8 protein-coding genes are annotated in these 12,313 nt (G+C 35.9%); 3 read left to right on the forward strand and 5 right to left on the reverse strand.

What is annotated here, in order from left to right; translation table 11 throughout:
• Position 1: 1 nt before the first annotated feature.
• Complete coding sequence (locus QLS65_RS04845; RefSeq protein WP_282715578.1) at positions 2–469, reverse strand: thioredoxin family protein; 468 nt, start codon at positions 467–469, stop codon at positions 2–4.
• The gene (locus QLS65_RS04850; protein ID WP_282715778.1) at positions 469–2,712 is read right to left on the reverse strand and encodes a TonB-dependent receptor; all 2,244 of its coding nucleotides are present in this window, start codon (positions 2,710–2,712) and stop codon (positions 469–471) included. The genes QLS65_RS04845 and QLS65_RS04850 overlap by 1 nt, the downstream gene beginning before the upstream one ends.
• Before the next feature lie 120 nt (positions 2,713–2,832).
• Between QLS65_RS04850 and QLS65_RS04855 the strand changes: the two genes are divergently transcribed.
• From QLS65_RS04855 to QLS65_RS04865, 3 genes are all read left to right on the forward strand, one after another.
• Positions 2,833–4,704 (forward strand): Nramp family divalent metal transporter, encoded by a 1,872-nt coding sequence (locus QLS65_RS04855; protein WP_282713270.1) that lies wholly within the window; start codon positions 2,833–2,835, stop codon positions 4,702–4,704.
• Positions 4,705–4,859: 155 nt separating this feature from the next.
• The gene (locus QLS65_RS04860; protein WP_282713271.1) at positions 4,860–5,513 is read left to right on the forward strand and encodes a metal-dependent transcriptional regulator; all 654 of its coding nucleotides are present in this window, start codon (positions 4,860–4,862) and stop codon (positions 5,511–5,513) included.
• Positions 5,514–5,556: 43 nt separating this feature from the next.
• A complete protein-coding gene (locus tag QLS65_RS04865; RefSeq protein ID WP_282713272.1) occupies positions 5,557–5,973 on the forward strand; it encodes a hypothetical protein in 417 nt (138 codons plus the stop codon).
• 26 nt (positions 5,974–5,999) lie between these two features.
• Here QLS65_RS04865 and QLS65_RS04870 read toward each other — a convergent pair whose 3' ends face one another.
• From QLS65_RS04870 to QLS65_RS04880, 3 genes are all read right to left on the reverse strand, one after another.
• Positions 6,000–8,459, reverse strand: a complete 2,460-nt coding sequence (locus QLS65_RS04870; protein WP_282715579.1) for a PAS domain S-box protein — start codon at positions 8,457–8,459, stop codon at positions 6,000–6,002.
• Positions 8,460–8,558: 99 nt separating this feature from the next.
• Positions 8,559–9,080 (reverse strand): YfiR family protein, encoded by a 522-nt coding sequence (locus tag QLS65_RS04875; RefSeq protein ID WP_282715580.1) that lies wholly within the window; start codon positions 9,078–9,080, stop codon positions 8,559–8,561.
• Between the two features lie 45 nt (positions 9,081–9,125).
• Entirely contained in the window at positions 9,126–11,810 is a 2,685-nt protein-coding gene (locus QLS65_RS04880) for a TonB-dependent receptor (RefSeq protein WP_282715581.1), read from the reverse strand.
• Positions 11,811–12,313: the final 503 nt, after the last annotated feature.

The following is a 12,313-nucleotide window of genomic DNA, read 5'->3' on the forward strand; positions in this document are numbered from 1 at the left end:
TTTATTCTTTTAGTTTGGCTAAAATCAGCTTTAATTCTTTTGGTTTTAAGTACCCGCTGTGTTGAAAAATAATCTCGTTTTCACTGTTCAAAACACACAAAACAGGAAAATTCAGTTGCTTATTTATGGTTCCTAATGCGATGGCCAGTTCGTGCGTTCCAGAGTTGTTTCCTGTGGGCTTGAATTGAAAAGTGGTTTTATTGAAAACTACCGCTCGTTTTTCTTCGGCATTGAAATTAATAAAATAGAAAGCGTTGTTGAGTTCTTTGATGATTTCCTCGTTTTTGAAAGTGCTGTTTTTCATCGCATGGCAAAATTGGCACCAATCGGTTTGAATGAAAACTATCGTTTTTCTCTTTTCGATACGTTGTAAACTGTCAATTTGTTCCAATGAAACCGAATGCAACTGCGCAAATCCAGCAGGAATTACACAGCATAAAAGCAACAGTAAATAAAGATTCTTTTTCATTATTTTAAGGTGTAACGAAGTCCGAAAAAGCTTCTGATTCCTTGGTTTGGTCCATAGACATAAGTCGTATCAAACGTTAATCCATAGGGATTTTCAGGTGTTGCCAATACTTGTCCGTTCGTATCGTATGTTACATTTTTATCAAAAGGATCATTGGTTCTTGCAATTAAAAATGGGTTATTTTGTTTAGGCAAAAAGTTTAATAGGTTTTTAATTCCGGCATAGAATTCAAAGTTTTTCAAGCCAGAATACGTAAATTGAATGTTTTGCAAACTGTACCAAGGTGATTCTGAAGCACGAGGATCCAAAGCGCTTAAAAGAGGCAATTGCATTGGGCTGTACACATTTCCGGTGTAATCTACATTCAAATCAATAGCCTGAAATTTATACGAAACGCTCCATGTTGCCGTAAATTTCTCGGTTAGAAAAGGGGTTTCTTTTCGGCCATTTTCAACGTTTTTATTGTCTAGCAAGGAAGCGCCAGTGATAATCTTTAATCCATTCGGAAAATTGAAATCGATGTTCGTGCTGATGCCTTGGCTTATCGCATAACCGTTGATGTTGTCATAAATGATTTGATTTGGATCAGTATCATAATCCGAAACAATTTTATTACCGAATCGGGTATGGAAAAAGGAAGTTTCAATACCAATAAAAGTTCCGTTATCGAAATTTATTTTCTTGATATAATTCAAATTGGCATTTATGGATTGTTCCGGTTTCAGGTTATTGGCAATTACAATTTCACGGGCGCCGGTTAAAGCTGCGTGATCTTCAGTAAATAAATTCACCACTCTAAAACCCGTTCCCGCATTCAAACGAATGATGTTGTTATCGTCCAATTTCCATTTGTAAGCAATTCTTGGTGTTAAGATACTTCCGTGAAACGAGTTGTAATCGTAACGCATTCCCAGCAACAGCTTGTGTTTTTCAGTGAACGTGATTTCATCTTGAACAAAAATTCCCGGCAACCACGTTTTCTCGGGGTTGTTATTTCCCAGTTTTGAAGTTGCTGGTGTATTGTCATCGTAATAATTGTATCGGGTGGCAATTCCGGTAAGCAAATCATTTTTTCCTATTTTTTTATCCCAAGTCAATTGTAGAAAACCAATTTTTTGGTTGGCAATATAACTCGTTGTGCCGTACCGACTGTCTTGAAAATGTACATTTCCTGAAAAGGAAAGCATCAGTTTTTCCTGAAACGGCAGTTGGTAACTTCCAATCAATTCTGCTCGTTTGGTATAAATGCTTTCCCCGTAAATTTCGTCACCGCCACGATTTTTTTTCTCCCAACGCACATCGCCACCAAAACGGTCTTCATAAACACCACGCGCCGCAATGGTGAACAATCGATTTTCTTTTCTGTTGAAAGTCCATTTTTGAAAAAGGGAAATTCGGTCAGAAAGGGTAACATCGGTAAAATTGTCGTTATCGTTATCTATTTTTTGATTGTATCTGAAATAATTTAAACCTAAAAGTGCCGTTGCTTTCTTGCCAACATTGAGTTTTACTCCTAAATCAACATTGGTTTCCAACCAAGAAGTAGAAAACACATCAGCGGAAAATAGGGGAGCGTTTGTTGGATTTTTAGTAATGATATTGATTAAACCGCCCACGGCTTCACTGCCATATAAAGAAGAAGCGGGACCTTTTACGATTTCAATTCGTTCCACCAATGAGTTTGGAATTCCGGATAATCCATACACTGTGGATAAACTGCTCACGATGGGCATTCCGTCTATTAGAACCAAAGTATAGGGACCTTCCAGTCCGTTGATGTGGATGTCGCCCGTATTACAAACACCACAATTAAGCTGTGGTCGGACTCCGTTTACATTCTGTAAGGCTTCATAAATACTGGCTGTTGGGTTTTTCTTAAAAAATATCGGGGAATAAACCTCGACTGGAACGGCACTTTCTAATCTTTTTACTGCTTTTAAAGTTCCCGAAACAACGACTTCATTGAGTTGGTTTTCGGTACTTGAAAGATCAAAATCCAAAATGTTGTTCTCATTAATTTTGACCGTTATATTCTTTTTTAAAGTTTGAAAACCGCTTGCCGTAATCTGAATTCTATAATTTCCTTCAGCAATATTCTCGATGCTGTACTTTCCTAAACTATCCGTTTGAGTGGCGTATTTTGTTCCAATTAAAAAAATACGGGCATCCGAAACCCCTTTTTTCTCTGATGAAACAAATCCTGAAAGACTCGTTTTTTCTTGGCCGTAGCTAAAGTGAAACATCAGAAAAACAAAAAATACATATAATTTTTTCACTATGCTTAAATTAAATTTAGGCAAAGCTAAAAATTATATTTTGCAAAACAAATTTTTTAATTACATTTGTATCAATAACTTAATAATATGACTAAATCTTTAGAAGAAGTAAACCAATCCGTTTCTACGCTAAACAAGAAATCAGTATTCCGAAAAATCCTTGCTTTTTTTGGACCGGCTTATTTAATCAGTGTTGGTTATATGGATCCGGGAAATTGGGCGACGGATATTGCAGGCGGAAGCCAGTTTGGGTATGCATTGCTTTGGGTTTTATTAATGAGTAACATTATGGCTTTGTTGTTGCAAAGTTTGAGTGCCCGACTGGGGATTGTTACCCAACGTGATTTGGCACAAGCCTCCAGAGAAACCTATTCGCCATTTATCAATTATATATTGTACTTCCTTGCCGAAATTGCTATCGCAGCCTGTGATCTTGCCGAGGTTTTGGGAATGGCAATCGGTATCAATTTATTATTTGACATTCCGCTGATTGAAGGCGTGTTAATCACAGTTTTAGATACCTTTTTGTTGCTGTTCTTAATCAATAAAGGCATCCGAAAAATGGAAGCTTTTATCATTGTATTGGTTGCTATCATTGGATTTTCTTTTATTTTCGAAATGATTTTTGCCCAGCCGGAACTGGATAAAGTGTTGTTTGGATTAATTCCTTCGATGCCCAATGAAGCGGCATTATATATTGCTATCGGTATTATTGGAGCTACGGTTATGCCACACAATTTATACTTGCATTCTTCATTGGTGCAAACCAGAAAATTCGAAAGAACGACTGCCGGAATTAAGCAGGCTTTGAAATATAATTTTATTGATTCTACGATTGCATTAAACTTAGCTTTTTTAGTGAATGCCGCAATTTTGATATTGGCAGCAGCCACATTTTATAAAAACGGCATGTTTGAAGTGGCCGAGATTCAAGATGCCCATCGTTTTCTGGAGCCACTTTTAGGAAGCAAGTTTGCGCCTATATTATTTGCGGTAGCCTTGATTGCTGCCGGACAAAGTTCCACAATTACAGGAACTCTTGCCGGACAAATTGTAATGGAAGGGTATCTTAATTTGCGTATTCAGCCTTGGGTTAGAAGAATCATCACACGATTAATCGCCATTGTTCCTGCGGTTATCGTAATTACGATTTACGGGGAAAGTGTTACGGGAAAATTACTGATTTTGAGTCAGGTTATTTTGAGTTTACAACTGGGTTTTGCCATTATTCCGTTGATTCATTTCGTGAGTGATAAATCAAAAATGAAAGGATTTCATATTGGGAAAGTGACCCAAATCGCTTCTTGGGTTATTGCAACAATCATTGTTTCATTAAATGCTAAATTGGTTTTTGATGAAATAACAGGTTGGCTTGAAACTTCCGAAAATCCACTTTTGTTATGGTTAACGGTAGTTCCTTTAGCTTTTGGATTCTTGATTTTATTGCTTTATATTGTGTTTAAGCCTTTTATTGCCAAAGCCAAAATAGATATTCAAAATCATTCGCCACACAGTTTAAAACTGCGATTTTCTAAATCAGGAAGTTACACAAAAAAGAATATTGTGGTCTCCGTAGATTTCTCCAGTGCCGATGAAGTGGCTTTAAATAACGCTTTTGAATTAGGAGGAATAGAAGCAAAATACACTTTGATTCACGTGGTAGAAACCGTGGGAGCCATGATTTATGGCGAAAACACAGATGATCACGAAACCTTAATCGACGAGAAATTATTAGAGGAATACAAAGTAATGCTTACCGAAAAAGGATTTCAAGTAGTCACACAATTAGGCTTTGGGAAACCGAATAAAGTGATTCCGGAGATTGTCAAGAAAGGAGCATTTGATATTTTGGTTATGGGAACGCATGGTCATACGGGATTCAAGGATTTAGTCTTTGGAACTACGGTTGATAAATTGCGCCACAAAATTTCTATTCCGTTACTAATTGTTAAAAATTAAATTCTTGTGCTGAATTTGTCTCAGTATCAGAAGCTATTCCCGTTATCCGTTGTAAATGAAATTCACTGAACAACAATGCAAATAAAAGGATTCCCACTGTTATCGAGACTAGGGAATCTGAAATCAAAAATCGTTAATCTGCAATCAAAAATCAAATGACATTTTCAGAAGAGAATTATCTTAAAACCATATACCACCTTACCATTATTTCAGATTCAGAAATAAGCACCAATGCTATTGCCGAAAAAATGGAAACCAAAGCTTCATCAGTGACTGATATGCTCAAGAAATTAGCCGAAAAAGACTTGGTTAATTATAAAAAATACCAAGGCGTTTCGTTGACAGAACACGGAAAAATAGCCGCAAAAATGATCGTGAGAAAACACCGTCTTTGGGAAGTTTTTTTAGTAGACAAACTAGATTTTTCCTGGGATGAGGTTCATGATATTGCGGAACAATTGGAACACATCAAATCAGAAAAACTTATCAACAAACTGGATGATTTTTTAGGAAATCCTACCGAAGATCCACATGGCGATCCTATTCCCGATGCAAATGGTCAAATGGTTAAAATAGAAAAGCAATTGCTCTCTGAATTGCACGAAAACCAAGCAGGAATTTGCGTTGGCGTTAAAGATACCTCCTCAGAATTTCTAAAATATTTGGACAAACAGGGAATCGCATTGGGTTCTAAAATTGAAATCATAGGAAAGGAAACTTTCGATTTGTCTTTGAAAATAAAAGTGGACAACAAGGATTTAACCATTTCCAATAAAATTGCCAGTAACCTTTTCGTAAAATTAACGTAGCTATTTGGCGTTATCTTTGGATAAACTATTTAAAATAAAGAACATGAAAAAATACTTGCTGTTGTTTCTTTTGATGCTTGGCACGATAACTTTCGCACAAAACACCAAAACAGAAAATGTTCAATCCTTGAAGATAACCCAAAAAAAGTGTCTTAAGAAAAAGGGATTCAATTTGGTTTTGAAAGAACTCGTTTCTGATTCCCGCTGCCCGGAAGGTGTGACTTGTATCTGGGCGGGAGAAGCTTCGGTTGTAGTTTCGGTTTACAAAGATTCAAAATTAGTAGAGGACCACACAATGGTTTTTTCGATGAAAAACGAAGAAAAAAACAAACAGTGGTTTTCTAAATATTTGCCTGAAAAGCAAAAAAACATAAAAAATTTTAGTGTTTTTCCTTATCCAAAAGAAGGAGTTCAAGTCAATCCGAAAAACTATTATGTAAAAATTGGGTATGTAAAATAACCCTTCTGGAATCAGTACAGTAAATGTTATTTTTTATCGCTTTTGAATCCTATTAATTTTCGATATTTCTGTTCGCTTTCTTCTAAAGCTACCTCAAGTTCTTTGTAATAGGTGATGTCTTTTATATTTGCAACAGCAGCAATTACATAGTTGTTTTCATCGATTATCGGTCTTCCGCTGATGATAACCCGTTTTTTAGTTTTCGTTTCTGAATCTTCAATTATAATCTCGACATCATCTGTTGATTCGCCTTTTAATGCTTTTTCCAATGGAAGGTTTTGAGCCGGAAAAATAGTTTGCTCGTCAGGATAATACAAGTCGTATTTAGTGGACCAATCCAGTGTAGTTGGCATTGTAGAGTCTTGTTTTATACCTATGATTTCTTCGGCCATATGATTCGATAAAACGATTCTTTTCTGGCTGTCAGTTACAATAATTCCTTCGCCAATATTTTCTAATATCAATTTCAATTTTAATTCATTAAGACGCACTAATTTATCGGCTTCTATTTTCTCGTCTTCTAGTTTTTTGCTTATTGAGATGTCTTTAATAAAAGCAATGAAAATGTATTTGCCTAAAATAGTAGCTTGCGACACGGTTAACTCAATATCAAATTCAACATTTTGGTTGTTAAGTGCTGTGGTTTCAAATGTTTTATTAAGAATAGGTCCTTCGCCAGTATCTATAAAGTGATGAAGTCCTTTTAAATGATTCTCTCTATGTTGTTCTGGCATAATTAATTCATGCATTCGTTTGCCTAAGGCTTCTATAATGGTCCAGCCAAAGATTTTTTCGGCTTGCGGATTCCATCTCATGATGATTCCCTCGTCATTTATTACAATTAAAGCGTCAGGCGCCTCATTGAAAATGGTTTGTAATTGACCTTCGCTTTCTTTTAATTTCTGCTCGGCTGCTTTTCGTTCCGTGATGTCTCGCATGATCGATTTGTGACCGGTAATTCTATTTCCTTCCCTTAACTGCATTACCGTTTGTTCTACCCATTTTAGTTCTCGGTTTTTGGTAATAATGGGAAATGAGAATAATGTTTCGTCTATTTTATGTTTAAATTGATTTAAGTAAAAATCGGCCACACGGTCTTTCCATTCTGGAGCGACTAGTTCTGAAAAATGTTTTCCTATAAGCTCATCTTGGGTATAACCCGTTAGTTTTTTACAAGCAGGATTGATGTAGGTGAAATAACCTTTATAGTCTGATGTGTGGACAAGATCACTTATGTTTTCCACAATTTCACGATATTTCTCTTCGCTTTTGCGAAGTGTTTCTATGGCTTCTGCCAATTGGGCTGTGCGTTCCGTTACTTTTTGTTCCAGTTCTTCATTTAGTTTTTTAATCTCGGTTTCTGCATTTTTCCGTTCCGTGATATCATGAAAAACTGCCACCGCTCCGGTTATTTTACCAGCCGAATCTTTTAATGGTCTGGCGGATATTACGACAAAATTGCCTTCGGTTTTTTTGTAATTTTGTACAAATATTTCCATATCATCCACTTCTTCACCATGCAATGCCTTAACGATAGGCAGGTCATCAGTAGCCAAAACAGCTTTAGTATCCGGCCACAATATGCCATAAGTATCAGCCCATTTTTCTTCGGGTATATCCAGAAGGCCAATTCCAATTATTTTTTCAGAAGCGGGATTCCAAATGATAAATTTCCCATTTTCATCAGCAACGACTAATCCATCACCCATGTTTTGAATCACGGATTGTAAAAGTATATTTTGCTCATTTAACTGCTCTTTAGATTGAGCCACTTCATTGTCTCTTTTTTCGATTGTTGAAAGCATGTCATTAAGACCTATGGAAAGAATACTGATTTCGTCTTTTCCTTCAACGGTCATTCGGGTGGTATAATCACTGGTGTCCTTTATCTGCTGAATTACGGTTACCAAGTTCAATAAGGGTTTTGAGATGTATTTTTTAATAATCATTGCAATCAAGAATGCCAGCCCGATTCCTACGACCAATAGTACAACTCCCAGACGCAGTACATCCATTTTTATTTTATTCAATTCTGATAATTCAAATCGGATACAAACCAATCCAATTGTTTTATTGTCTTTCTTGATTTTGCTGTAAACAAAAAGATTTTCATTGGTAAAATGAGAACTTTTTTCATTCATGGCCGGGACAGAAAATCGATAGTTAGGATCAGAGCCCGGTTTTGTATAGGAGGCAAAAACGTTGCCTTTTTTGTCCAATATGTTTGCATTCAAAATGTCGTTTTGCACGTTTAATTCCGATAGGATTTTATTGGCGGCAGCATTATCCAAAAACTCAAGGGCAGAAACATTATTGAAACCTACCACTTGTGCAATAGCTATTGAACTAATCACTTTTCGGTCTTTAAATCCTTGAATGTCAATCAGTACAAAAGCAGTAATACAAAGTCCCAATACAAATGCTGAGGTGAAAACCTGCATGAGCACCAGCTTATTTTTAATTGATATGTTGCGTAGATTCATCATGTATGTATTGTTTTTTCAATATTTATAGCACCACTTCGCACATTAAACGTTTTGTGTTTTAAAGATTTTCAAATCACTCAAAGCTGTATTTTGATATTATTATTGCACAATAATGGCATGTTGCAATAAGAACGAACTGATTCCTATTCCGGCTTTATTTATTGCTTTTAGATTTACTTCAAATTTTAATTTATTGTCGACCGTAACAAAATTCACATGTGTGCCTTTTTTTCCGTAGCCGTTTTGTTCTGTCACAATCAGTACCGGTTTTCCGGCATATTTAGAAAGAATGGTCTCAATAGGAATGGAACAATTGTAAGGAACAAACAGGATGTTGCAAAAACTTATGTCATTCAAATTTTTATATTCTTTTACTTCAATTTTTTTGTTTTTACTAATGTCAATTAGTGAACTGGTAATTGGACTTCCTTCCAGAATAGCAATCCTGAAAGTTTGTTTTTTAGAATAGTTTTTCCAATAGACGTAGTCTACAAAACGATATAGAAAATCAGCTTTTAAAGCATATTCCTTCCCGCCGGAATTCTCTTGGGCCGAAATCGTATTTCCCCCCATTAGCATGATAATTACGCTTAAAATAAATAGGTGATTTCTAGTTTTCATCATTATGTTTTTAACGAAGTTCTACCCTGATTTGAAATATCTTTTTTAAAATTTATAGATAAGCGACAAGCTAAATAAAGTTCCTAATTGGCTAAAGTGATATCCTTGATAGGTCATTTGCGAGTAACGACCATTGAATGTAATCAGGTTAAATTGTGATTTCACTTGATTCGGGTTGTTCAGAATGGCTGTTCCGGCGGCATTTTCGGCTTTAAATTTCCATTCGGGCACTACATTTAACACATTATTCGCGTTAAACGTTACGGTTAATTTATCTGTTGCAGTGTAGTTAATTCCTAAATCAGTGACTATTTTAGGGATAAACTCCGTTCTTAAATTGGAGTCTAAACCTTCTTGTTTGAAAGTTGTTTTTCCAAAATACGTGTTGCTAAGTGAGAAGTCAAATTTTCTGATTCTGTAATTTGCTCCCAAAATCCATTTGGTTTCGGGTCTGGACGTAAACATTAAAGCATCAAGTGTTGCACCAAAATTATTACTTGCAACGGGTGAAATTCTTTTGTTTTCAAGCGTTATATTTCCGGACAAATTGAATTCAATAACCCCGGCCCCTAATGTTAAAGTGCCGTAATTCATGACCACATCTATGCCTGAAGTTCTCGTATCGAATGAGTTTTCAAACCAGGCAACGCTGCCAAACTGTGTGTCCACTTTATCCCCTAAAATGATTCGGTCTTTTACTTTAATGTTGTAATAATCTACAGTGAAATTTAAATCTTTCAAAGGATTGGAACCTATTCCTACAGTTATATTGGTTGATTTTTCGGCATCTAATTTTGGAATACCCAAAATACGTGCATGTGCAGAAATATTATTAATTAAGCCGTTGATTTGAATTCCCTGACCCGCTACGAAAGAATATTGTGATTTTTGAGAGTAGATTTGGTGTAATGTCGGTGCTCTAAATCCAGAAGAAATAGAACCTCTTACCGTAATTTTATCTTTATAAAATTTATATCTGGAACTTAATTTCCAAACCGTTGCTGCCCCAAAATCACTGTAATCTTCATAACGAACGGTACCATTCACTGAAAAATCTTTTGTAAAGTCATACGCCAGATCAAAGTATCCTCCTAAATTGTAACGATTCCATTTTCCAGAATTCTCGGGTCGATTCCCCGCAAATGAGTCGGCGCCAAATCCATCCCAAGAAGCCTTATCGCCTTCATTGATCAGGAACGTTTCGGTTCTCACTTCGGAGCCAAAACCAATACTTATTTTATCTGACAGCACTTTAGAAATATCTAAATTACCCACAACATGATTGAATGATGCGCCTCCCGGTTTGAAAAAAATGGGACTGTTCTCACGATTTAAATTCACTCCATTTGCATCCTGAATATCAGATCTGTTATGAGAGTTTTCTATAGCGTAAGTTTGTTTGTTTCCGCCTACTGTTATGCTGGCATCAGTATTCCATCCGTTTTTTATGGATTTGTAGCCTAAAGTGGCGTTGTAATCGTTTAATTCGCCAATAAATGTTGGAATATGGCCTTTGTATGAAGCTATAGTTCCGTCTCCAAAGAAGTTTAATAAATAGGGAAGGTCGTTTAAAGTAATTCCTCCTCCGTAGCCCCAGTATGGCGTTCTGTAATTGGCATAAGAATTCACTTTTTTATAGACATAGGCGGCGTTGTAATACATTTGTGTCTCATCAGATAGATTCAATCCACCGTTTACCAAAAATTTTGCAGCAGCAGTTTCTGGAGCTCCATTTATATTTTTGGCATCCGGATATTTTGTTAGAAAAGCGTTAATATCTGCTGAGGTGTTAATACCTGAAATAGAACCTCCAAAATCAGTAAATTCTCCATCTGCATCTACTTTTCCGGGTCTGTTTGCCAATTTTACTTTCGAAAAATCTAATGTATAATTTACAAAACCATTATTGCCCACATCAGAGCCATTGTTTAAGCTCACGCCCAGCATTTCGCCGTCACCTTCACCTGTCATGCCTGTTTTAATAGTTACGGAACCATCATCAGCTCTCTTTTTTAAAATAATATTGAGTACTCCGGCAATGGCATCAGAACCGTATTGTGCCGATGCGCCATCCCGAAGAATTTCCACCCGTTCTATGGCATCAATTGGTATTCCGGAAATATCAGCTCCTGTTTCCCCTTGACCGGGAGATGTTTGAACATAAAGTAAAGCGCTTAAATTTTTTCGTTTTCCGTTGATGAGTATTAAAGTTCTACTAGGTCCCATGTTTCTGATTTCGTATGGGTCAAGTAAGGAAGTAGCATCATTTACGGGAGTTTGAGCAGTATTAAAAGAGGGAATTTTATACTGTAATGCTTTGTCAAAGGTTATTTGTCCTGTTGAGGTCAGTTCTTCATAGGACACAATATCAATGGGAAGTGTTGTTGTAGTATTGCTTCTGGGCGTAGCTCTGGTTCCGGTAACGACAACTGCGTTAAGATTTTGTCCGCTTCCTTCAGATAAAACAACATTCAAAATAGATTCGGTTGTGTCATATTCTTGTTTGGAGAAACCAAAGTAACTAAAGACTAAAATAGCTCCTTCTTTGACGGTAATCTTGTATGCTCCGTTGAGATCAGTGGAAACGCTGTTACTTGTTCCTTTTTCGGTGACATTTACGCCTGACATGGCAACACCAGCATTATCTATCACAAAACCGGAGATTTCTTTTTGTGCAAAAAGAAAGGTGATGTTCAGCATAAATAATACGATGGTGACAAACTTTTTCATGATTAGTTGATATTGGTCCATTTTGGTTTGAAATCAATGGCAACGTAATAATTGTAAGAAGTTTTCAGGGAACTACTTCTTGTGTTTTTGAGAAAAAGTAATCCGTGAAAAAGAGGAGTATGAAATCAAAAAGTAGTTTTGTTCAAGTTGTTAAAAAGCAGTTTATCCCAAAACGAGTACTACTTTAGGTCTATAACAGAATTGGAAATATTTTTTGGGATTAAAAATATTTATACTTATGAATGAGATTTTTACTAAAAATTATGATGGTCTAATCCTATGCGAATTCCCCATTCATAATAGTTCTATAATTTCAATTCTTTGTAGGGATAGAGTTGAAATTATGTCCAAAAGGCAACTTAGATTCAGGTTGAATTTAAAAGCCACTTTTTTAATATAAAAATGGAAATAGCTGATTTTGAATCTAAAAGCTCGTTTTTTCTATAGTAAATTTAGTCAAAAAAAGGGATTTTATTAAGTTGTTGAAAGATTTTTTTTGTTTT

Source organism: Flavobacterium algoritolerans, assembly GCF_030010385.1.
Taxonomy (GTDB): Bacteria; Bacteroidota; Bacteroidia; order Flavobacteriales; family Flavobacteriaceae; genus Flavobacterium; species Flavobacterium algoritolerans.

Bases quoted from the DNA above. Each gene is read 5' to 3' on its own strand.
- QLS65_RS04845 (WP_282715578.1), bottom strand. From the start codon at position 469: ATGAAAAAGAATCTTTATTTACTGTTGCTTTTATGCTGTGTAATTCCT.
- QLS65_RS04850 (WP_282715778.1), bottom strand. From the start codon at position 2,712: ATGTTTCACTTTAGCTACGGCCAAGAAAAAACGAGTCTTTCAGGATTT.
- QLS65_RS04855 (WP_282713270.1), top strand. From the start codon at position 2,833: ATGACTAAATCTTTAGAAGAAGTAAACCAATCCGTTTCTACGCTAAAC.
- QLS65_RS04860 (WP_282713271.1), top strand. From the start codon at position 4,860: ATGACATTTTCAGAAGAGAATTATCTTAAAACCATATACCACCTTACC.
- QLS65_RS04865 (WP_282713272.1), top strand. From the start codon at position 5,557: ATGAAAAAATACTTGCTGTTGTTTCTTTTGATGCTTGGCACGATAACT.
- QLS65_RS04870 (WP_282715579.1), bottom strand. From the start codon at position 8,459: ATGATGAATCTACGCAACATATCAATTAAAAATAAGCTGGTGCTCATG.
- QLS65_RS04875 (WP_282715580.1), bottom strand. From the start codon at position 9,080: ATGAAAACTAGAAATCACCTATTTATTTTAAGCGTAATTATCATGCTA.
- QLS65_RS04880 (WP_282715581.1), bottom strand. From the start codon at position 11,810: ATGAAAAAGTTTGTCACCATCGTATTATTTATGCTGAACATCACCTTT.